17 protein-coding genes and 1 tRNA gene are annotated in these 20,610 nt (G+C 64.3%); 3 read left to right on the forward strand and 15 right to left on the reverse strand.

The window, feature by feature from the left end; translation table 11 throughout:
• Positions 1-48 precede the first annotated feature (48 nt).
• The 5 genes from VNK82_09940 to VNK82_09960 all read right to left on the reverse strand — a co-directional run bounded on the left by VNK82_09940 (position 49) and on the right by VNK82_09960 (position 4,545).
• Positions 49-2,184, reverse strand: a complete 2,136-nt coding sequence (locus VNK82_09940; protein HXE91270.1) for a penicillin-binding protein — start codon at positions 2,182-2,184, stop codon at positions 49-51.
• 151 nt (positions 2,185-2,335) lie between these two features.
• Positions 2,336-2,830, reverse strand: a complete 495-nt coding sequence (locus tag VNK82_09945) for a cell division protein FtsL (GenBank protein ID HXE91271.1) — start codon at positions 2,828-2,830, stop codon at positions 2,336-2,338.
• Positions 2,830-2,994: a hypothetical protein gene (locus VNK82_09950; protein ID HXE91272.1), complete on the reverse strand. Its 165-nt coding sequence runs from the start codon at positions 2,992-2,994 to the stop codon at positions 2,830-2,832. Before VNK82_09950 ends, VNK82_09945 begins: the two co-directional genes overlap by 1 nt.
• Before the next feature lie 119 nt (positions 2,995-3,113).
• Entirely contained in the window at positions 3,114-4,061 is a 948-nt protein-coding gene (gene rsmH, locus VNK82_09955) for a 16S rRNA (cytosine(1402)-N(4))-methyltransferase RsmH (protein HXE91273.1), read from the reverse strand.
• Between the two features lie 43 nt (positions 4,062-4,104).
• Positions 4,105-4,545 (reverse strand): division/cell wall cluster transcriptional repressor MraZ, encoded by a 441-nt coding sequence (locus VNK82_09960; GenBank protein ID HXE91274.1) that lies wholly within the window; start codon positions 4,543-4,545, stop codon positions 4,105-4,107.
• A gap of 544 nt (positions 4,546-5,089) precedes the next feature.
• Here VNK82_09960 and VNK82_09965 point away from each other — a divergent pair.
• Positions 5,090-6,355 carry a glycosyltransferase family 87 protein gene (locus tag VNK82_09965; protein HXE91275.1) on the forward strand — a complete coding sequence of 422 codons (1,266 nt, stop codon included), beginning with the start codon at positions 5,090-5,092 and terminating at the stop codon, positions 6,353-6,355.
• A 15-nt stretch (positions 6,356-6,370) separates the two neighbouring features.
• On the forward strand, positions 6,371-7,711 hold the full coding sequence (locus VNK82_09970) for a glycosyltransferase family 87 protein (protein ID HXE91276.1): 1,341 nt from the start codon (positions 6,371-6,373) through the stop codon (positions 7,709-7,711).
• An 8-nt stretch (positions 7,712-7,719) separates the two neighbouring features.
• On the opposite strand, the gene VNK82_09975 is transcribed toward VNK82_09970, so the two are convergent.
• The 4 genes from VNK82_09975 to VNK82_09990 all read right to left on the reverse strand — a co-directional run bounded on the left by VNK82_09975 (position 7,720) and on the right by VNK82_09990 (position 14,962).
• Positions 7,720-9,081, reverse strand: coding sequence for an amidohydrolase family protein (locus VNK82_09975; GenBank protein HXE91277.1), 1,362 nt, complete (start codon positions 9,079-9,081; stop codon positions 7,720-7,722).
• 82 nt (positions 9,082-9,163) lie between these two features.
• Positions 9,164-10,579 (reverse strand): amino acid permease, encoded by a 1,416-nt coding sequence (locus VNK82_09980; GenBank protein ID HXE91278.1) that lies wholly within the window; start codon positions 10,577-10,579, stop codon positions 9,164-9,166.
• A 35-nt stretch (positions 10,580-10,614) separates the two neighbouring features.
• Positions 10,615-11,841, reverse strand: coding sequence for an aminotransferase class V-fold PLP-dependent enzyme (locus tag VNK82_09985; GenBank protein ID HXE91279.1), 1,227 nt, complete (start codon positions 11,839-11,841; stop codon positions 10,615-10,617).
• A 130-nt stretch (positions 11,842-11,971) separates the two neighbouring features.
• Positions 11,972-14,962, reverse strand: a complete 2,991-nt coding sequence (locus tag VNK82_09990; GenBank protein HXE91280.1) for a TonB-dependent receptor — start codon at positions 14,960-14,962, stop codon at positions 11,972-11,974.
• A 255-nt stretch (positions 14,963-15,217) separates the two neighbouring features.
• Here VNK82_09990 and VNK82_09995 point away from each other — a divergent pair, with 255 nt between their 5' ends.
• Entirely contained in the window at positions 15,218-15,805 is a 588-nt protein-coding gene (locus VNK82_09995; protein ID HXE91281.1) for a VTT domain-containing protein, read from the forward strand.
• Here VNK82_09995 and VNK82_10000 read toward each other — a convergent pair.
• From VNK82_10000 to VNK82_10025, 6 genes are all read right to left on the reverse strand, one after another.
• Positions 15,802-15,948 carry a hypothetical protein gene (locus tag VNK82_10000; GenBank protein HXE91282.1) on the reverse strand — a complete coding sequence of 49 codons (147 nt, stop codon included), beginning with the start codon at positions 15,946-15,948 and terminating at the stop codon, positions 15,802-15,804. The two genes, VNK82_09995 and VNK82_10000, sit on opposite strands and share 4 nt — an antisense overlap.
• Before the next feature lie 59 nt (positions 15,949-16,007).
• A tRNA-Ser gene (locus VNK82_10005) sits at positions 16,008-16,097 on the reverse strand.
• A 133-nt stretch (positions 16,098-16,230) separates the two neighbouring features.
• A complete protein-coding gene (gene bfr / locus VNK82_10010; protein HXE91283.1) occupies positions 16,231-16,710 on the reverse strand; it encodes a bacterioferritin in 480 nt (159 codons plus the stop codon).
• Positions 16,711-16,771: 61 nt separating this feature from the next.
• Complete coding sequence (locus VNK82_10015; protein HXE91284.1) at positions 16,772-17,623, reverse strand: xanthine dehydrogenase family protein subunit M; 852 nt, start codon at positions 17,621-17,623, stop codon at positions 16,772-16,774.
• Positions 17,620-20,124, reverse strand: coding sequence for a glyceraldehyde dehydrogenase subunit alpha (gene cutA / locus VNK82_10020; GenBank protein HXE91285.1), 2,505 nt, complete (start codon positions 20,122-20,124; stop codon positions 17,620-17,622). The genes VNK82_10015 and cutA overlap by 4 nt, the downstream gene beginning before the upstream one ends.
• Positions 20,125-20,127: 3 nt before the next feature.
• Positions 20,128-20,610 (reverse strand): (2Fe-2S)-binding protein (locus tag VNK82_10025; protein ID HXE91286.1); only part of this gene is annotated, 483 nt, incomplete at its 5' end.

Raw genomic sequence — 20,610 nt, forward strand, 5'->3', positions numbered from 1 at the left:
TCCTACTCAAAAACCCAAGCCCCGATTTCCCACCTGAACCTGGCTGAGCTAGCGCGTGAAGCGCACCGCCACGCGGGCTCCGGCCGGAATCCGGGTGCCCGGCGGAGGGGCCTGCTCGCGGGCTACTCCACTGCCCACCACATCCAGTTCGATGCCAGCCTGCTGCGCTACGACCAGGGCTTCGCGCAGCGGCTTGCCGATCAGCGACGGCACTAACACGCCGCCTTCGGGATCGAGCATGACGGTGCCGCTGGCAGGCGGCGGAAGGGGCGGCGCCTCAAGCGGCGGAGCGGCATCCGGCCGGCGTTCTGGTTGCGCAGCCACCAGCAAGCGGGCCTGCGGCTGGGCCGCAGGTCGCTCATGCGCCGGCGGCGCGGCAGACGCGGCTTCCAGTCCCTCGCCGCTCCACGCCGGATGGTCGGGCGAGCCTTCGGAAATCTCATCATCGCTGACGGAGGCGGCCGCCCGCAGCATCTGTTGCTGGCGTGGGAGCTCGATATCATGTGGCACGCGCAGGTAGGCCAGCACCTGCTGGGCGACGCGCGCGAACACCGGAGCCGCCACCTGTCCGCCCTGGCGCGGACCTACCGGCGAATCCAGGATCACGGCCACCGCCACGGCCGGCTGGTTCACCGGAGCAAAGCCGGCGAAGGAAGCCACGTGCTTCCAAGAGGAGTAGGCCCGCGTGGAAGGATCGATCTTCTGCGCCGTCCCGGTCTTCCCGGCCGCGGTGTAGCCTTCCAGGATGGCGCGGCGGCCGGTTCCGTGAAGCACCACGCCTTCCATCATGCGCTTCATCTGGATGGCGGTCTCCGGCGATATTACGCGCCGCTGCTCGGCAGGCTGGAAGACGACCTTCTGCAATCCGTCCTTCTCGCGCGTAATTCCCGCCACGATGCGCGGGGCGGTCCACACGCCGTCGTTGGCGATACTGGAGATGAGCGCGATCAGTTGGAGCCCGGTGATGCCGATCTCCTGCCCCATGGAGATGGCCCCGATGGACACCTTGGACCAACGGTTCACCGGCTTGGTGAGGCCGCGGCTCTCGCCCGGCAACTCGATGCCCGTAGGCTGGCCGAATCCGAACCGCCGGATGTACTGGTCGAAACGCTCTTCGCCCAGGCGCAGCCCGAGCTTGATGGTGCCCACATCGCTGGAGTGGGCCAGGACGTCGCTGACGGACAGCACGCCGAAGGGCTTGTGATCGCGGATGCGCATGCTGCCCAGGTAGATGGCGCCCATCTGACAGTCGATCATCTCCGAAGGCCGGGTGAGTTTCTCTTCCAGTGCCCCGGCGATGGTGACCAGCTTGAAGGTGGAACCGGGCTCATAGACATCGCTGACCGCCCGGTTCTTCAGCGCCTCCGGGGAAGACTTGCGGAAAGTGTTGGGATTGAAGGTTGGCCTGCTGGCCAGCGCCAGAATCTCCCCGGTGTGCGGGTTCTGGACGATGATGGTGCCGGCGGCCGAGCGCGTCTGCCGCATGGCTTCATCCAGTTCACGCTCGGCGATGTACTGGATCTTCTCGTCCAGCGTGAGCACCACGTTCTGGCCGGGCGCAGGCTCGCGTTCCACGCGCCCGAACCAGCGGCGGCGGGCGTCCACGGAGATCATCATGCGTCCGGGCGCGCCCCGCAGTTGCTGGTCGAAGGCATACTCGATGCCCCCCAGCCCTTCGTCGTCCATGCCCACGTAGCCCAGAACCTGGGCCGCCAGCTCGCGCTTGGGATAGAAGCGCTTGGACTCCTTCTGGAAGTAGATGCCGCGTAGGTTCAGGGCGCGGATGCGCTGGCTGGTCTCGGCGTCGACCTTGCGCGCGATCCACGCGAAACCGCGCGAGGACTTCAGCTTCGCCTGGATGTCGCCCGCCTCGGTCCCCAGCACGCGCGCCAGAAGCTGGGCCGCCGTTTCCTGATCGGGAATCTCGCTGGGGACGGCGAACACCGAGTCCACAGTGACGGACATGGCCAGTTCCTGGCCGTTGCGGTCATAGACGATGCCGCGGCGAGGCGCGACCTCGATGGTGCGCTGCTGCTGGCGCTGGGCGCGTTCCAGCAGTTCGCCGTACTGCAGGATCTGCAGGTCGATGAGCCGCAGGCCAATCAGCCCGGCCCAGAGAAACAACCCCAGCGCCAGCAGCAGCAGCCGCCGTGGGACGCCGTTGCCGTTCCCGTTGCCTGCCATAGATGCAGATGCGGCCCGGAGTCCGCTCCGGGCCGCTGGGGGTTCTGCAAATCCTTCCCGGCAGGCGCTCGGCGCCGCCGGGTCGCCGGTCTGCAACTTCGGTTCAAGCCAGGCCGGGTCCTGCTCCCCGGAGTTCGTTCCGGAGAATCCTTTAAGGCTGGGGCGAGATCACCAGGACGCCGTCCGCCCGCGCCATCACGGGCGCGCCCAGATCCGTGCCCGGCGCTTCCAGGCGCATCATCTGGCCCACTCGCGGAGCCTCCAAGCCCATCTGGCGGGCGAGGGCGTCAATGCGTTCCGGGCTGCGCAGTGAGGCTTCCTCCAGGCGCAGAGCGCGATTCTGCTCCACCAGCGCGTCGCGTTGCGCTTTCATCGCTTCCAGCTTGTAACCGTATTCAATGGAACTGAAATGCTGGCCGGCATAAACCATGACCAAGGCGAACAGCGCGCAAACGGCGACGGTGAACATGGCCATCTCGCGGTTGCGCTGCCGGTCCACCACCCGCACCAGGCGGGAATTGTCGATGGCCTTGGGGAAGTAAATCTCCGGGGTGCCCGCACGCGGGGGGGAGGGCCGCCGCGCCGCGCGCCCGCTCACCAAGTGCGAGCGCACGGTGCGCGTGGTGGGGATCGCCCCGGCCGCCATTACGCCACCTCGACCAGTTGGGGCGCGTACGCCGCCGAATAGGCGTACGGCACAAACACCTCCGATTTCACCGGCGCCGCCTGCGGCGCCGCCTCCGCGTGGGCCGTCTGCTCAACGCGCTCCACGGTGGCAATCAGCTCGTCAATCATCGTTCCCCTATGCATCCTTCACCTCCGTCCAATCTCTTAGACCTTTTCCGGGACGGCATCGAAAAGGTAGGTTGGTTGTGGAACTGCTTGTCGTTCGCCCAAGTCAAGGTAGGCGATGCCGTCCCGAAACCTGTTCATCCCGCCAGCCTTTCTGCCGCGCGCAGTTTGGCGCTGCGGGCCCGCGGGTTGCGCTCGATCTCCTGTTCGCTGGCCGTGACCGGCTTGGGAGTCAGGATCCTGTAGGCTCCCCGGCGCGCGGCTTCGCGCAGCGCGTCTTTCACCATGCGGTCCTCCAGCGAGTGGAAGCTGATGATGACCAGCCTCCCTCCCGGCCTCAGGACCCGGGGCGCTGCTGCGAGCAGTGCCCCGAGTTCCTCCAGTTCGCGGTTCACGTGAATCCGGATTGCTTGGAAAGTACGCGTCGCAGGATGAATGCGCCCGGGTTTCATTGACCGGAACGCGGCCGATATGACTTGTGCTAGATGAGCGGTACTGCGTATCGGCCGCGCCCGGACAATGGCTCTGGCGATTCTCCGCGACCTCCTTTCCTCACCGAATTCGTAAATCACCTTGGCGAGAGTGACCTCGTCGAGGCGATTTACCACTTGATCGGCGGTGCGCTCGCTGCGCGGGTCCATGCGCATGTCGAGCGGCCCTTCCGCCTGAAAACTGAACCCCCGCCCGGCATCGTCGAGCTGCAATGAGCTGACGCCCAGGTCGGCCAGCAGGCCGTCCGCTGAAGCCGGCGCGACGATGCGCTCCAGTTCGGAGAAGGCGGCATGCTCGACCTGCACCTGCGGCCAATCCTCCCGCAGTTCGGGAGGCGGCTCGAGGCGCCGGCGGGCGATCTCCAGCGCAGCGGGGTCCCTATCGAGCCCAATCAAACGACCCTGAGCGCCGAGGCGTTTTGCGATAGCCAACGCGTGCCCGCCCAGGCCCAGGGTGGCATCGATACAGGTGCCGCCTCGCCGGATGGCCAGGAAATCGATCGCTTCTTTTGAAAGAACCGAGACATGGCCAGACTCCCCACCCGTGCCATGCCCGCCCCCCTGAGGGGCGTTGCTTTCCAACCCTGCTGCCATTCACGCCCGACCCTGCGGCGCGCCGGCCCTGCCGGCAGCGCGGCTAAATGCCCAAGTCGTCCAGGGTCTTTTCATCCTCAAGCGTGAACGGGTTCTCCTCCAACTCCTTGCGGAACGCTTCCATGTTCCGCACTTCCAGATACGTGAGGTTGCCCAGCACCGCCACCTCGCCCCGCAACTGCGCCGCCTGGCGCAGGATGGGCGGAATCAACAGGCGCCCCTGGGCATCCATCTCCACCGCCTGGCCGTAATAATTGGTGCGATTCAAGAGCTTCTTCTTGGTGGGATTGAAGTTCGACAGCCGCGCCAGCTTCTCCTCGATGCGTTCCCACTCCTCGAAGGGGTAGATTTGCGCCCGTTGCCCGTCCACGCTGGTGATGTAGAACCGGTCCGTGTACTTCTCGTCGATCAGGCGCTTGAACTCCGCCGGGACCTTGAGCCTTCCCTTCTCGTCCACGCGGGTTGGATGATTGCCGCGAAACATGCCTGTTTGCCCGGCTTCCCGGGGTGCCTCCTGCTGCCCGGGCCGCGATCACTGCTGCCGCGCCCGTCAATGCCCTCACAATGTCGCTGATCTCACCCGTGCCTGCCTCGTGTTGGGGGGTCTTTTTCTCCATCCTCTGGAGCCCCGATACCCATTCCTTTCCCATCCACCGGTGCCAAGGCCTAGCTCGCGTTTCAACCAGTTGACACCACTTTCTACCACTTTTGACCACTCATGCTACAGCTAAATCGTTGCGTGTCAACAGGAATTTTGACCCCGTAGAAGGGGGTGCTAAAGCACTTGATAAAACCGCGAGGAATCGTGGTTCGCGAGGCTCGAGACCACAAGATGTTGCGTTTACCAGGGTGGTGCCATAAGCGTTACTGGGCTGTTATCAAAGCAGTACCTGTGGAAATTCACCGACATAGGCGCTCCGTGGCAAACACCGTGTTGCTCTGAAATAATCGCGCTCGGCATGAGTGCTCAAAGCGCGCCATCCGGAAGGCGGTCCTGGAAGTTTTGGACGGCAGTGCTCTTGGCTGGCGTGTTCGGGGTTGGGATGCATGCTTATCTCGAACTCGTAAACCGGCGCTATGACCGCGGTTTGGCAAGCCTGGGCTTGCGGGCAAACTTCAACGATCTTTACCCGTATTGGTTGGGTACGCGCTACTTGCTGCGGGAGCACCTCGACCCGTATAGCGACGCGGCCACTCGGCTGATTCAGATTGGCTATTACGGACGTCCTTTGGATCCCACGCGCCCCGGAGATCCCAAAGACGAGCATCGCTTCATTTATCCCGTCCACGTCTGCCTGCTGCTGGCGCCGGTCTCGCTGTTGCCGTTCGCGGTCGTGCGGCTGGTGTTCGTTCTCCTGATCTTGCTGGCAGGAATCTTCAGCGCCCCCTTGTGGAACCGAGCCCTGTCGCTCCATCTCCAGCGCTCCACGCTGATGCTGGCTGCGGTTTTGGTAGTGGGAAGTCTCCAGTTCGGCCGATGGTATACCCTGCTGCAGATTTCCCCCCTGATGATTGCGGTCGTGGCGGCTGCTTCCGTAGCCCTCGCAGCGGGACGTCACTGGACGGCAGGCATGCTCGTGGCGATAGCCACGGTCAAGCCTCATTTAGCCTTGCCTTTCGCGGGATGGTTCGTGGTGTGGTCTCTGGGAGACTGGCCCCGCCGCCGTGGGGCCGTGTTGGGCTTCCTAGCCAGCTTGGGGATTCTGCTCGCCGGCTCGGAAATGATATTGCCGGGATGGCTTCCCCGCTGGTGGTCAACCCTACAGGCATTCAGCCGATACCAGAAGCCTCCGCTGGCCCAAGTCATGTTTGGGGAGACCATTGGCGCCCTGCTGGCTGGGCTGGTGGTCCTGGGTGTTGCGGCCGCGTGCTGGACGCTGCGGCGCCACCCCGCCGGCTCGAAGCAGTTCGCGGCCGTTTTGTCGCTGGTGGCGGTGGGTACCGCCGTCATCCTGCCCAACGCGGATGCAATCTATGACCATCTGATCATGCTGCCGGCGGCCCTCTGGCTGGGGACGTTGGCCGCCGATTGGGCGAAATGGAGACTGGCCAAGCGCATCGTCTTCACCATCACCGTCGGTCTACTTGCCTGGCAGTGGATCACGGCGGCAGCCGTCAGCTTGCTTGCGCTCATCTCGCCGCGCTGGAGTGATGACCCGCTCTTGCTGTCGCTTCCCATCCGCAGCGAACCGGCTCTTCCCTTCGTGGCATTCTTGCTGGTCATCCTTTGTATGCGAGACGAAGTGTTCGGGAGACCCCCTGGAAACGTGTACAGAGGGCAGGAAACCGTCTAAGCTCACAACGGACGAATGGCCACGCCTCCAGACCCGCTCGTTCTTGACTCCCAAGGCAAGGGTGGGTTGAAGTCAGCCCGTTTAGCGCTGCTGCTGGCCATGCTGGCGGCCTTCGGAATGAACGCGTATTTCAATCTGCTGGTGCCGCGTGCCCACCGGCAGCTGGCCAGCGAAGGGCTGTTCGGGCCTCATTCCATTTGGTCGGACCTCTATCCCTACTGGCTGGGTGCACGATACGTCGTCTATCGTCAGGGCGATCCCTACAGCCATGGGTACACCATCACCAACCAGATTGCCAGCTATGGGCGCCCCCTGCATCCGAATGCGGAAAGACGCACGCTCGATGAGCGGCGCTTCATGTATCCCGCTTACGTGTGCCTCTTGCTAGCTCCCATCGCGCCGATTCCCTTCCCCTGGGTGATGGGCGGAAGCATTGTCGTGCTCACTCTGCTCACGGCCATGAGCGTGTTCTGGTGGGCACGAGCCGTGGGCTTGCAGTTTTCTCCCGGGTACCGAGCCGTCGCGGTGATCCTTGCCGTGAGCAGCTATCCGTTTCTGGATGGCCTGTACGTGCAGCAGATGGCCTTTGTTGTAGCGGCGCTGCTCGCGGGCGCAGCCGCCGCGGTTACTGGTGGCCGGTACGGTCTGGCCGGGATCTGCCTCGCGGTCGCCACCATCAAGCCCCACACCGCGGCGCCGCTGGTAGCCCTGCTGATGATCTGGACATTGGGCGACTGGCGCACACGGCGGCGGCTCGCGCTGACCTTTCTCGCAACCTTGGCCATACTCTGGGTAGCGGCAGAGATCGCCGTACCTGGCTGGTTATTCGGCTGGCTGAGTAACCTCACCGCGTGGCGCCAGTACACGCCCCTGCCGCTGGCGCGCACGCTGTTCGGAGAGATCCCGGGACGGGTTGTGGAAATCGCGCTCCTTTTGGCAGCCGCGCTCATGGCTTGGCAGACGCGTCGCGAGGCTGCCGATTCTCCTCGCTTCGTGACCACGCTGCTGTTTGTCCTGGCCGCTGCCATCATTGTGTTTCCCAACGGACTGGCGGCCTACGACCACGTGCTGTTGATTCCCGTCGCCTTGTGGCTGGCCCATCATGCTCGCGAACTGCTGCAAGCTGGGGGTGCGGTGCGCTGGCTGCTGGTGCTGGCGGGTGCGCTGCTGGCCTGGCAGTGGGTCACGGCGCTGGTGGTAGCGCTGGTCGCTCTGGCTTTGCCGGCGGGGCGGGAAGTGGGTCTGCTGCTGCTCTCGCTGCCCATTCGCACCGTAATCGCGTTTCCCTTTGTGCTCACGGCACTGATGGCCGTTCTGGTGAGGCGGGGCTGGATGCCGCCGCGGCAGCCGTCTTAGTGAGCCCACTACTTGTACCGCTTCCCATGCTTGATCACGAGGTCCACCCGCTGCAACAAGTTGATATGCCGCAGCACGTCGCCCCGCACGGCGATGATGTCGGCGTACTTGCCTTCGCTGATGGTGCCCACGTCACTCTCCACCTTCATCATGACCGCCGGCCAGTAAGTGGCGGCGCGGAGGGCCTCCATGGGCTCCACACCCAGCCGGTTCACCCAGACCTCCAGCTCGTTCCACGTGGACTGGCTGTGGAAGTTCATGGGGATGCCGCTGTCGGTGCCGATCAGCAGCACGACACCCGACTCGCGCAACTGCTGGAACTTGCGCTTGAGCGTGGGGCGGCGCAGGGGAGTGATCTGGTAGTACGGCAGCCGGTCGGGATGCGCGAGTGACGCCTTGATGTCCTGGACGATCTCCTCGGGCAGGCCCTCCTGCCAGGAGGGATCGTCGAGCACCTCCGGATGATCGCGCCAGTACTCGTAATTGAACAGGCCTTCAATAGTCGGAGTCCACCACAGCGGGCCCTTGCTCATCTGCGCGGTACGCTCGCGGATGGCCGCGATGATGTCCGCGGGATACTCGGGCGCTGTGGCCAGGCCGGTGTGCTCGAAGTTGTCCACGCCCGCCTCCAGGCCGCGCCGGATTTCCTCCGGCCGATGGGAATGCGCCACCACCGGCAGCTTGTGCTTGTGCGCCTCATCGACCACGGCCTTCACTTCTTCCATCGTCATCTGGTCCTGGTCGATCAGCTTGATGCAGTCCACGCCGGCTTCCGCCAGCTTGCGCACTTTGGCGCGCGCGTCGTCCGCCCCCGTCACTCCCCAGCGGAAAAGTTCGGTGCCCGGGTAAGGCTCGTGCTGGATGAAAGGGCCGGAAACGTAGAGCGTGGGGCCGGGAATCTTTCCCGCACGGATTGCGTTGCGCACGTTGATGCTGGCTTCGAGCGGCGCACCCAGGTCACGCGCGCTGGTCACGCCCGCCAGCAACAATTGTTTGGCCGAGGCCGGCATGATCACGCTCTCGAACAGCGGCGGGTAGGTGCGGTCCCAATGGTCGTAGTCGGCGTGCCCGTTGATCATCAGGTGCACGTGCATGTCCCACAATCCGGGCAGCACGCTCATGCCTTCGGTGGAGATCACTTCGGCGCCGCGCGGCACAGCGAGCGTTCCCACTTGTCCTACAGCCTTGATGCGCTCGCCCTCGATCAGGATCACGCTGTTGCCGATGGGTTGGCCGCCATTGCCGTCAATCAGCGTGCCCCCGACCAGCGCGATGGTTTTCGGTCTCTGTGCGTCGGCTGCGACGGCCCATCCCAGCGAAGCGACCAGGATCAGACAGAGCCGAATGCATCTGGAGTGATGTCGTTTCATCGCGACCTCATACCTCACTGCCGCAAAAGTATTCCTTACGCTACATTCCTCGGTTCACAGTTCGCAGATCGCAGTTCACAGGTCACACACCGCGACGGTTCTTCCTTGCCCACAGCCAGTATGCAGCCGAGATGAACGCCAGCCATGGCAGCCCGGCAAGAAGGGTGATGCGCATCCCTTCCACCCACCACGTGGTGGCGAGAATCCCCGCCAGCATCGCCGCGCCGAGCAACGTCGAGTACGGATAGCCGCGCATGCGGACGGGAAAATCCGCCACTTGTTCTTCGGCCCAGCGGCGTCGGAAGAACAAGTGCGTCACGAAGATCATGAACCACACGAACAGGCCGCCGAACAGGGCGATGCCGAACATGTAGACGTAGGCGCTTTCAGGAAATCGCCAGGCGAAGAGGGTGGCAATCAGCAGCCCCACGGCAGAGACCAGCAACGCAACCACCGGCGTCCCTTTGGCCGAGACCTGGCCGAAGCCGGCCGGCGCATAGCCTCCGCGGGCCAGGGAAAAGACCATGCGCGTGGCCAGGTAGAGATTGCAGTTCATGCTGGAGAGCGCCGCCGTCAGCACCACGAAGTTCACGATGTGCGCCGCGGCCGGCACGCCCATCAGCGAGAACACACGCACGAAGGGGCTGGCGGTGATGCTCTCCCCGGGATGGATCTGGTTCCAGGGGACGACGGCTACCAGCACCGTGATAGCGCCGAGATAGAACAGAATCAGCCGCGCCACCATGGTGCGCATGGCACGCGGTACGGCTTTCTGCGGATCGCGCGCTTCGCCTGCGGTCACCGCCACCACTTCGGTTCCGATGTAACTGAAGATCACGAACACCAGCGCCATCCAAGCGCCCTTCACTCCCAGGGGGAAGAAGCCACCGTGCTCGGTCAGGTTCCTGAGGCCGATGGGCTCAGCCGGTCCCCAACCTAACAACATCGCTGTGCCGAACAAGACGAACAGCATGATGGCTACCACTTTGATCATGGAGAACCAGTACTCGAACTCGCCGAAGTTCCCCACGCTGCGCGCGTTGATGTACACCAAAGCCAGCGAAAATCCCACCACCCAAACCCATTGCGGCACCTGCGGCCACCACCACTGGCAGTAGATGGCCACCGCCACCGCTTCCCCGCCGATGGCGATGGACTGACTCGCCCAGTAGGTGTAACGCATCACGAATCCCGCCCAGCGCGAGACGTAAATCTCCGCGTAGACGCCAAACGAGCCGGCCGTGGGATGCGCTACCGCCATTTCCGCCAGCGTGCCCATCAGGAGCAGGGCCACCAGCGCCCCCAGCACGTAACTCAGAATGACGGCTGGACCGGCCACGCGCACCGCCAGCGCGCTGCCCAGGAACAGTCCCGTGCCGATGGCGCCGCCGATGGCGATCATCGCCAGTTGCCGCTCGCTCAACTGGCGCGCCAGTCCCTTTTCTTTCTCCAGGATTTCCAGCGCCGGAGCGCGCTGCACTTCCGCCGTCGAGTCCACGGGTTTGTTGTGGCCTTTCGCTAATCGCTTGTTGCTTATCGCTTATTGCCTTCTTCCATGGTCTCCAGCAGCCTGTCAATGTCACCTTGCGTGTTGAAAAAATGGCAGGACACCCGCACCCCGCCTACGTGCGACGTGTACCGTACCGAAACCAGAACCTTGCGGTCGAGCAGCCGTTCCATCATCTGCAGGTTCTTCTGCGGCGATCCCATCGAAAAGGTGACGATGCCGGAGCGATGCTGCGGCTCGGTCGGTGTCACTACGGTGACGCCCAGCGTCTGGAGCCCACTGATCAGGTGGTCGGTGAGGCTCTGAATGTGCGCGGCAATGCGCTGCTGTCCCAGTTCATGAATCAGCCGCAAAGAAGCCGCCAGGCCGATGGCGCCGGGATAGTTCGCCGTCCCCCCGATCTCGTAGCCCGTCGCGCCGCCCACGAAGCGGTAGTCGCGCACCGGGGTGATGGAGGGAGTCTGAAAATAATTTCCCCAGCCGCCTTCCGGCGTCTCGACGCTCAGGTAGCCGCGCAGTGGAGGGCGCAGGCGTGCCTGCGCCTCACGTCGGATGTAGAGGAAACCGGCACCGAAGGGCGAGTTGAGCCATTTGTGCCCGCCGCAGGTGAGGATATCGACGGGCGTGGCTGCGACATCGATGGGGAACGCGCCCAACTGCTGGATAGCGTCCACGACCAGCCATACGCCCCGCTCGCGGCACAGCGCCCCGAGCTTCCCGAGGTCGCAGCGGAATCCGTTGGACCACTGCACCGAGCTGAGGACCAGCACGCGCGTCTTCGGTCCCATGCGCGCCGCGACGTCTTCCGGTAGCAGCCTGCCCTCGCGGTGCGGCACCACGTCGATGGCAATCCCTTCGCTCTGCTTCTGGACCCAGGGAATGGCTACCTGCATGAACTCCAGGTCGCAGAGCAACACGCGGTCTCCGCGCTCCAGAGGGATGCGTTCCGCGGCGATGGTCAAGCCGTGGGTGGTGCTTTCGACCAGGGCGATCTCATCTTCGGCGGCGTTCAACAGGCGCGCAATCTCCGGCCGCGCCTCGGCCCGCATCTCGTCCATGGCGATGTGATGCAGCGTCGCCGAACGCGACGGGCAGAGCGCCGCCATCTCCAGGAAGCGGGCAATGGCTTCGCTGGCGCGGCGGGGCGCTACGCTGACGCAGGCCGCGTCAAGAAAGACATTGTCCCGCAGAGCCGGGAACTCCTGCCGCGCTTGCTCCAGACTCGTCGCCGGTGCTGCCTGACCTGCTTCCACCAGATTTCCTCTTCCCCGCGCCGAAAGTCCCCCGATTGTAAAGCGCGAATCACAGTTTGGTTTCCGAACAAACGAACGGCGCCAGAAAGCCCTTAGTCCCTGGCGCCGTTGTGATACTCCGGCTGACCTTCTAAAACCGGAACCTCACGCCCAACTGGATGGTGCGCGGCGGGGTGATGATGTTGATGGGTGTTCCGAAACGGGCCGGATCGCCCAAATCATCGAAGAAGTTCTGACCGAAGTTGGCGGCATTGGTCAGGTTAAACACCTCGAAGATTCCTTCGATGCGCGCCTGCGGTGCCAGACTCTCCAGCGGGAACGACTTGGCCACACGGATGTCCCAACTGTAGGTCGGATCACCGCGAAAGGCCCCGCGGCCACCGACCCGGTCGCAGGACGAAACGTTTTGAGTGCGGGAACCGCCCGGCCCGTTATCAATGGCGCCAAAGACGGTGGGCACGCCGTCCAGGTTGACGTCGCAATTCGAGCTGTCGGAAGCGGTGTAAGGCCTCGCGGAAGCCCCGGTAAAGATGTTCGAGAACTGGACCTTCCATGGCAGCTCGACCAATCCAGAGATGACAACCCGATGCCTCTCGTCCCAGTTAGTGGGCCCGAGTTCTCCCACAGCGTTGGGCTGCAACTGGTTCAGCACCACGAAGGTGAATTGATTGGTGTCAGTAATCGCGCGCGACAGGGTGTAACTGGAGAAGAGCTGCCAACGCTTGGCGAATGCCTTGCGCACCGAGACAATCAATGCCGTGTAGTCGTTCCGCCCCGTAGTATCTTCCAGGAAGATCTGCCGCGGGATGTTGGTGATGGGGTCGTTGGGACCGGCTTGCGGGAAGTTGACTCCGGTGGGCGTCCAGACTCCCGCCAGGCAGTTCGGGTCCGCGTTGACGCAGAAGTTCAGGTTGCGCCCCTGCACCAGCTTGCGAGTGCGGGAGTAAATCCCATCCGCCTCGAAAGTCAGGCCGGCGAGCGGTCCTTCTTGGATCTGGTACGCGGCCCCCAGGTTGAATTGGTCCGCCCGAGCCACTTCCATGTCCGGCGAATTGACGAAACCAATCGGGAAATTAAAGGGAACGCTCGCCGGTCCCGCATCGAATACGGCCGGCTGGCACGGCACCGTAGCGCACGGGATGCCGAAGAAGCCCGCAAACGCGCCCGGAACGAAAACGAAGTTGAAGGGAGGGTTGCCGTTGACCTGTGTCACTTCCAGATCGGCGAACAACGTACTGGCCAGAATGGAGGCCGGGTCGAAAAGGCGCGCATAGCCGCCACGCACCACGAACTGCCCATTGCCTCTCACATCAAAGGCAAAGCCCACTCGGGGCGCAAAGTTGTTCTTGTCGTCGGTGGGAGTGGAACGCGATGGCCCCCCTGGAACCGCTCCGACGTTGTCGCGAACCACGTCCTCGGCCGCAGTACCGCGGTTGTAGAACAGATTGTGCACGTAGTCGTAGCGCAGGCCGAGGGCCAGCGTCAGGCGTCCCAGCTTGATGTCGTCCTGGACGTAGAAGCCCAGGTGGGTCAGGGTGCGGTTCACAATGTCGAACCCCGGCGATGACCAGGAGCGGTAGTTGGCCAGGCTGTTTCCGGCCAGGATGGTGTTGGTCGCCGGGTCGTAATCGTTGGTGGTGAAGCGGTAGCGGTTGTGGCGGAAGTCACCCTCGATCCCGATGTGCGGCTGGACGATCACGTTGCCGCCGAAACGGATGTTGTGCCTCCCATGAGTCCAGGAAAAGTCGTCGCTGAACTGGTAGGTGATCTCCTTGGGCGCCTGTGTTCCGGCCTGACTGGCGCCGAAGGTGGCCGCCGGAAGAATGATGGTGGGAACGTCGTTCGAGCTCAGGTCGTTCTGGATGCGGTTGGAGAAGAACTGGTAGTGGAAACGTACATCATTGACTTTGTTGCTTCCGATGAGGGAACTCAACCCGGCGACTACGTCATGGAACCGATTGAACTCGTCTGCCGTGGAATCGGGCGCGTCCTGATCGTTGAAAAACTCGTTGAGGGAGCCGTTGTCCTGTTCCGCATAGCGGCCAAAGAGCGTGTGATTGTCGGCCACTTTGACGTCCACCCGGGCCAAGTGGAAGTTTTGGCGAAAGGCCTGTGGCGTCACCGTCCCGTCCAGCGTGGGAAACGCGCCTCCGCTGTTAAACACGCGCGAAGTGTCGTTCTGCTGGCGTTCGTAGCTATAGAAGAAGAATGCCCGATCCTTCTTGATGGGTCCGCCGATGGTACCCCCGAACTGGCGGCTGTCGAAGGGCGGCTTGGGATCGCCCAGCATCTCGGAAATGGCGTTGTTGGATTGCAGGCTGTCATCGCGGAAGAAACCGAAGGCTGAGCCGTGGAACTCGTTGCCGCCGCTTTTGGTGACGACGTTAATCACACCGCCGATACCGCGCCCGTACTGGGCTTTGGGATCATGGGTAATCACCTCGAATTCCTGCACCGCCTCCAGCGAGAGCGTGAGGTTCTGGCCGCCCATGAAGATGTCGGTGTTGTCGCCGCCGTCGATGGCCATGAACAGGTTGCGCCCGTTCTGGCCGTTGATGCTGATGGCCGGCACGTTCCTCTTCACCGGGTCGTAATTGGCGTTGATGGCAGTGTTGCCTGCGGTCACGCCTGGCACCAGGATGGCGAGCGTAGAAAAGTCGCGCCCGTTGATGGGCAGGGTCTGCACCTGCTCGGGCGTGATGTTCTTGTGGACGGTGGCGGTGTTGGTCTCGACCAGCGGCGTCTCCGCTTCCACCTTCACTTCTTCCTCACGCGCTGCCGGGGAGAGCGTGAAAATCAGGTCCGCGGACTGCCCCACCAACAGGGTCAGCTCCTTGGCTTGCCCACCGAAGCCGCTCTGCGTCACCGTTACTCGGTAGGGACCGGCGGGAAGGTTGGGCACGGTGAAGGTGCCGTCGCTGCCGCTCTGGGTCTCGCGTTTTTGCCCGGTATGGGTGGCCAGCACCTCGACCCTGGCGCCGCTGATCACGGCGCCGCTCGCGTCCTTGACCTGTCCCAGGATGGTCGAACCACTGACTTGCCCCCACAACGACAGCGAAACGCACAGCATCAGCACCAGCGCCCATCCTGCCACCCACTTTTTCTCCACATCGCCTGTCATATTGCCCCCAAGAAAGTTCGTACAGTACACAAACGGCTGCGATTTATATCGCACTTGTAAGTCTCTGACAAGTAATGTGGTTAAGGTGGGCAGCAGCGAGTCAATCTTTCTAAGATTCGCAAGTAGCTGGGAAGTTTCGGGTGTGCGCAGAATATTCTTGCGCGAGTCCGGCCAGGTCGTGGTACCGGATACTCGGTCCTCGCAATTTCGCGGCTTGCAACTTCTCCCCCGGTGCGGTTTCATATCCGCTCACGCATGACCGAACTGGAAACATTCCTGAGCACCTACGGCCTGTGGGCGCTGTTTTTTGCGGCGGCCGTGGAGGGCGACCTCAGCCTGATGCTGGCGGGCATGCTGGTGCACTTGGGCATTTGGCGCGCCGGACCGGCCCTGGCCGTGGGGGCGGGCGGAGGCCTGGCCGGCGACCTTTTCTACTTCTGGCTGGGGCACGGCACTGCCCGCCGCTGGCTCACCACCGCCCACGGACAGCGCGTGCTGCCGCGCATCGAGCGGGCCGCCCAACGCTACGGCACCTGGTCGCTGTTTTTCGCGCGTTACATCTACGGCGCGCGGGTCGCCATCATGTTCTTCTGGGGGATGCGTCGGCTTCCCTACCACCGCTTTCTCGCGCTCGACGCCGTGAACTGCGTGGTGTGGGCGCTGGTACTGGGCAGCATCGGCTACGGCTTCACGGGCAGCCTGGAGTGGATCACCGGAGAACTGAAGCGCGCCGACACCTGGTTGTTGCTCGGAATCGCCGTTTTTGCCGCGGCGCTCGGCATGCGCCACTACATGGCGGAGTTTCTACGCCCGCACAACTCACCCTCGGACAACGGCCGCTAGCCCAGGATCAAGCCGAAATCGCCAAAGCCCAGATACGCCATCCGCTCGCTGCTGAACGCGGGAGCCGCCTGCAGAACCTGCTCGAACCAGCGGATCGCGGCCTCCAGGTCATGCACGCGGCAATGCACATGGGACACTTTCATTGCGGCTCCTCCAAATCACGATACGAATGTGAAGTCTCACGCAGACGCCCGGAACCTACTGGCGGAGAGAGAGGGATTCGAACCCTCGTTACCCTTTCGAGTAAACACGCTTTCCAAGCGTGCGCCTTCAGCCACTCGGCCATCTCTCCGCGACGTGCTGGGATTAAAAGGGATTCAGGCGGCGCAATCCATTCTAGCGCAGGGAGAGGAGATGCAGCGCCGCGGGGGCAGCGTCCATGCAGCGCCTGCGGCGCCCGGCGGAAAGGGGCGCCGCCGGTATGATCACTCTTCGTCGTTGTGGAGCTGCTGGGCGAGGTAGTTCTCGACACCCATCTCGTCGATGGCGTGGAGCTGAGCCTCGAGCCAGTCGATGTGCCCTTCTTCATCGGTCAGGATGTGCTCCAGCAGCTCACGCGAGCCGCCGTCGCCGTGGGCGTCGCAGGTCTTGATGCCGTCGTTCAGCCGCTTCACCGCCTCGTATTCCAGTTGCAGGTCGTTCTTGAACTGTTCCGGCACGGTCTTGCCGACGTTGATCTTGAAGTACGCGCTCATGTTGGGCGTGGAGTCGAGATACAGGATGCGCTCCATGAGCTGCTCGGCGTGCTTCATCTCGTCGATGGATTCCTTGCGGATGAAGTGGTAGAGCTTCTCGTAGCGCCAGTTGTGGCACATCTCGGCGTGCAGGAAATACTGGTTGATGGCGGTCAGTTCCGCCTTCAGCACTTCGCCCAGCACCGCAATGACCTTGGGATCGCCTTTCACGCTCACTCTCCTTGGCGAAAATGATGACCTACGAAGAATATCAGCTTCCCGCTTCCAGCTCCTAGCCCGCGCGCGCCGCAGCTTCCTCCAGGGCGCGTCGGGTGAAGACCCGCGCCAGGTGCTGGCGGTACTCCGCCGATGCGAAGTTGTCCGCGAGCGCCGCGACGCCGTCGGCGGCGCGCTCGCTGGCGGCGGCGATGGCTGAGGCCGGCTTGCCGCGCAGCGCGTTCTCCACCGCCGTGGCCCGGTAGGCGCGCTCGCCCACCCCGGTGATGCCCACAGCCGCCGACATGATCTTCCCGCTCATCATCCGCACGTTCGCCGCCACGCCGACCACGGCGAAGCCGGAAGCAGGATGCCGGAACTTCTTGTAGGCGGAGCCGGAACCCGCCGTGGAGCGCAGGCGGATCTCGGTCAGGATCTCGTCCGGTTTCAGCGCCGTAGTGAACATGCCGGTGAAGAAATCGCGCGCCGCGATGACGCGGTCGCCGTGCTGGCTCATGGCGACCATCTCGCCGTCCAGCGCCAGCACCGCAGCGGGATAGTCGGCGGCCGGATGCGCCGCAGCCAGCGAGCCGCCGAGGGTGCCGGCGTTGCGCACCTGCACGTCGCCGATTTCCGAAGCGGCCTGCGCCAGCAGGGGACACAGCGCGTGCAACAGGTCGGAACCGGCGATTTCGGCGTGGCGGGTCATAGCGCCGATGGCGAAGCCGTCGCCGGTGTGCCGGATGTAGCTCAAGCCGCTGATTCGTCCCAGGTCGATCAGCGTTCCCGCGCTCGCCAGCCGCAGCTTCATGGCCGGCAGCAAGCTGTGTCCGCCGGCGAGCAGCTTGGCGTCCGGACGCGAAGCCAGCATGGCCAAGGCTTCGCCCAGCGTGCGCGGAGCCTCGTAGTCGAACGGTGCCGGAATCATGAGCGCCTCCTTGCCGTCCGGGTCTTCGCGGCGCGACGGGCCTTCGCCGCGGGCCGTGCTCGCGGCGCCGGCCGCGCTTTCCTCGCAGCCGGCGGACTGGCTTTCGCCGCAGCCGCCGCTTTCTCCGAAACCGCAGCCTTGGCCGCCGGAGACTTGGCTGCATTCCGCTGCTGCGCTTCGCGGATGGCCCGCCAGACTTTCTCCGGCTTGAGGGGCATGTCCAGATGGCGGATGCCGAGCGGCGTCAGCGCATCGCAGACCGCGCCCACGATGGCCGCCGTCGAAGCGATGGTGCCGGCTTCCCCCACGCCCTTGATGCCCATGGGATTCACCGGGGAGGGCGTCACCGTATGGGCCAGCTGGAAGCGCGGCAGGTGTTCCGCCTTGGGCACGGCGTACTCCATCAGTTCGCCGGTCACGGCCTGGCCCGCGGAGTCGTACACCATCTCTTCATAGAGCGCCTGGCCCAGGCCCTGGGCGATGCCGCCGTGAAGCTGGCCTTCCACCAGCAGCGGATTGATGACCTTCCCGCAGTCGTCCACCGCCAGGTACCTGTCGATGCGAATCTGTCCCGTCTCCGGATCCACCTCGACCGCGCACACGTGTGCGCCGAAGGGGAAGGTGAAGTTGGTCGGCTCGAAGAAATGCGTGGCTTCCAGACCCGGATCCACGCCCGGCGGCAGCGTCTTGGCCGTGTACGCGGCCATCACCACTTCGCCAAAGGGCAGCGACTTGCGCGTTCCCCGCGCGCTGAAGCGTCCGTGGGCGTAGGAGACGTTTCCCGGCTTGGTGTTCATCAGGTGGGCGGCGAACGTCATGAGCTTGTGTTTCAGTTTCTGCGTGGCGTAAAGCGCCGCCGTGCCGCCCACGGCCGTGGCCCGCGAGCCGAACGTGCCGATGCCGTAGGGCACGGCCGCCGTATCGCCGTGGACCACCGTAACGCTCTCGGGCGAAACACCGAGTTCATCCGCCACAATCTGCGCGAAGCTGGTCTCCTGCCCCTGCCCGTGCGGCGAGGCCCCGGTCAGCACCGTGACCGCGCCGGTGGGATCGATGCGCACCGTGGCGCTCTCCCAGCCGCCGGCGGGCATGGCCGCGGAAGGACCCAGGGCGCAGATCTCGACGTAGGTCGAAAGGCCGATGCCGTAGTACCTGCCCTGTTTCCAGGCCGCCTTCTGGCGGGCTCGCAGCTTGTCATACCCGCACAGCGCCAGCGCTTTCTTCAGCGTGCCCTGGTAGTTGCCCGAGTCATAGGAAAGCCCGGTCGCGGTGGCGAAGGGAAACTCGGTCGGCTTGGGGAAATTGCGGCGCCGGATCTCGGCGGGATCCATGCCCAGCTCGTCAGCGGCCACATCCATCATGCGCTCGATGAGGTAGGTGGCTTCGGGGCGGCCGGCGCCGCGATAGGCGTCGGTGGACATCTTGTTGGTGAACGCGCCGCGCACCTCCACGTCGATCGCCGGAATCTTGTAGCAGCCGGTGATCATCAACGAGGTCAGCGTGGGAATATTGGGCGTGAGGAGCTGGTGATACGCGCCCAGGTCGGCCAGGATGCGGGCGCGCAGCGCGAGGATGGTGCCGTCCTTCTTCAGCGCCAGCTCGACGTTCTGGATGTGGTCGCGGCCGTGGATCGTGGCCAGCACGTTCTCGCGCCGCGTCTCGCTCCACTTGACCGGACGGCCCAGCTTCATCGCCAGCCAGGGGATGACGCCCTCTTCGCGATACACATTCAGCTTGCTGCCGAAGCCGCCGCCGACTTCGGGCGTGACCACGCGCACGCAATTTTCCGGAATCCCCAGCATCACGGCAATCTGCGTCTTGGCCAGGTGCGGGATTTGCGTCGAGGTCCACACCGTCAGCACATTTTCGCCCGGGCGGTACTCCGCCACCACGCCGCGTGTCTCCATCGCCACCGGCACCAGGCGCTGGTTGGTCATGCGCAGTTGCACCACCTTGTCCGCGCGCTTGAAGCCTGCGGCAGCGTCGCCGGTCTTCAATTCGTGGACGTAGGCCAGGTTGGTCTTGAACTGGGGATGCACCAGCGGGCTGCCCTTCTCGATGGCCTTCTCGACGTCGGTGACGACGGGCAACGCTTCATAGTCCACTTCCACCAGCTCGGCAGCATCGCGCGCGGCGTACGAATCCTCGGCAACCACGACGGCCACCGACTCTCCCACGTGGCGCACGACTTCCTTCGCCAGCGGCGGGTTGGGCGGCGTCTTCAGTCCCGGCATGCCGCCGGCGTAAGGCGCGCCGCCGAGCGTAGGCATATCGGCGGAAGTGAAAACGCCCACCACGCCGGGCGTCGACCGCGCAGCGTCGGTGGAAATGCTGCGGATCTTGGCGTGCGCGTAGGGTGAGCGCACGAAAGCGGCGTACAGCATCCCGGGAAGCTTCAGATCATCGGTGTAGTGGCTGATGCCCTGGATGAGGCGCGGGTCCTCTTTGCGCTTGAAGCGGCGTCCGACCCACCGGGGAGCAGCGGCAGTCTTCGCGGGCATGGCTTACCTCCTCGCCTTCCCGGCCCGCCGCGCCTTGCGCGGGGCCGCCTTGCGGGGCGCTGCCTTGCGCGGCGCCATCTTGGCTGCCGCCGACTGCACCGCGTTGACGATGTGCTGATATCCGGTGCAGCGGCACAGGTTGCCGCCCAGCGCCTCGCGGATCTCATGCTCGCTGGGCGATGCCGAGCGCGCCAGCAGGTCGCTCGAGCACAGGATCATCCCCGGCGTGCAGAAACCGCACTGCAAACCGTGCTCCTCCCAGAAAGCTTCCTGGATGGGGTGGAGCTTCCCGTTCTGCGCCAGGCCTTCGATGGTAGTCACGCTGCGCCCGTCGGCCTGCACCGCCAGCACCGTGCAGGATTTGGTGGCGCGGCCATCGAGCAGCACCGTGCAGGCCCCGCACAGCGAGGTCTCGCAGCCGATGTGCGTGCCGGTCAGGCCCGCCGTCTCGCGCAGGAAGTGGACCAGCAACTGGCGGGGCACGAC

Source organism: Terriglobales bacterium (assembly GCA_035573675.1).
In the GTDB taxonomy this organism is placed as follows: domain Bacteria; phylum Acidobacteriota; class Terriglobia; order Terriglobales; family Acidobacteriaceae; genus DATMAB01.

Coding starts and splice junctions, on each gene's coding strand:
- VNK82_10015 (HXE91284.1), bottom strand. CDS start 17,623: ATGATTCCGGCACCGTTCGACTACGAGGCTCCGCGCACGCTGGGCGAA.
- VNK82_09970 (HXE91276.1), top strand. CDS start 6,371: ATGGCCACGCCTCCAGACCCGCTCGTTCTTGACTCCCAAGGCAAGGGT.
- cutA (HXE91285.1), bottom strand. CDS start 20,124: ATGCCCGCGAAGACTGCCGCTGCTCCCCGGTGGGTCGGACGCCGCTTC.
- VNK82_09945 (HXE91271.1), bottom strand. CDS start 2,830: ATGGCGGCCGGGGCGATCCCCACCACGCGCACCGTGCGCTCGCACTTG.
- VNK82_09940 (HXE91270.1), bottom strand. CDS start 2,184: ATGGCAGGCAACGGGAACGGCAACGGCGTCCCACGGCGGCTGCTGCTG.
- VNK82_09995 (HXE91281.1), top strand. CDS start 15,218: ATGACCGAACTGGAAACATTCCTGAGCACCTACGGCCTGTGGGCGCTG.
- rsmH (HXE91273.1), bottom strand. CDS start 4,061: ATGGCAGCAGGGTTGGAAAGCAACGCCCCTCAGGGGGGCGGGCATGGC.
- VNK82_09960 (HXE91274.1), bottom strand. CDS start 4,545: ATGTTTCGCGGCAATCATCCAACCCGCGTGGACGAGAAGGGAAGGCTC.
- VNK82_09950 (HXE91272.1), bottom strand. CDS start 2,994: ATGCATAGGGGAACGATGATTGACGAGCTGATTGCCACCGTGGAGCGC.
- VNK82_10000 (HXE91282.1), bottom strand. CDS start 15,948: ATGAAAGTGTCCCATGTGCATTGCCGCGTGCATGACCTGGAGGCCGCG.
- VNK82_09990 (HXE91280.1), bottom strand. CDS start 14,962: ATGACAGGCGATGTGGAGAAAAAGTGGGTGGCAGGATGGGCGCTGGTG.
- VNK82_09975 (HXE91277.1), bottom strand. CDS start 9,081: ATGAAACGACATCACTCCAGATGCATTCGGCTCTGTCTGATCCTGGTC.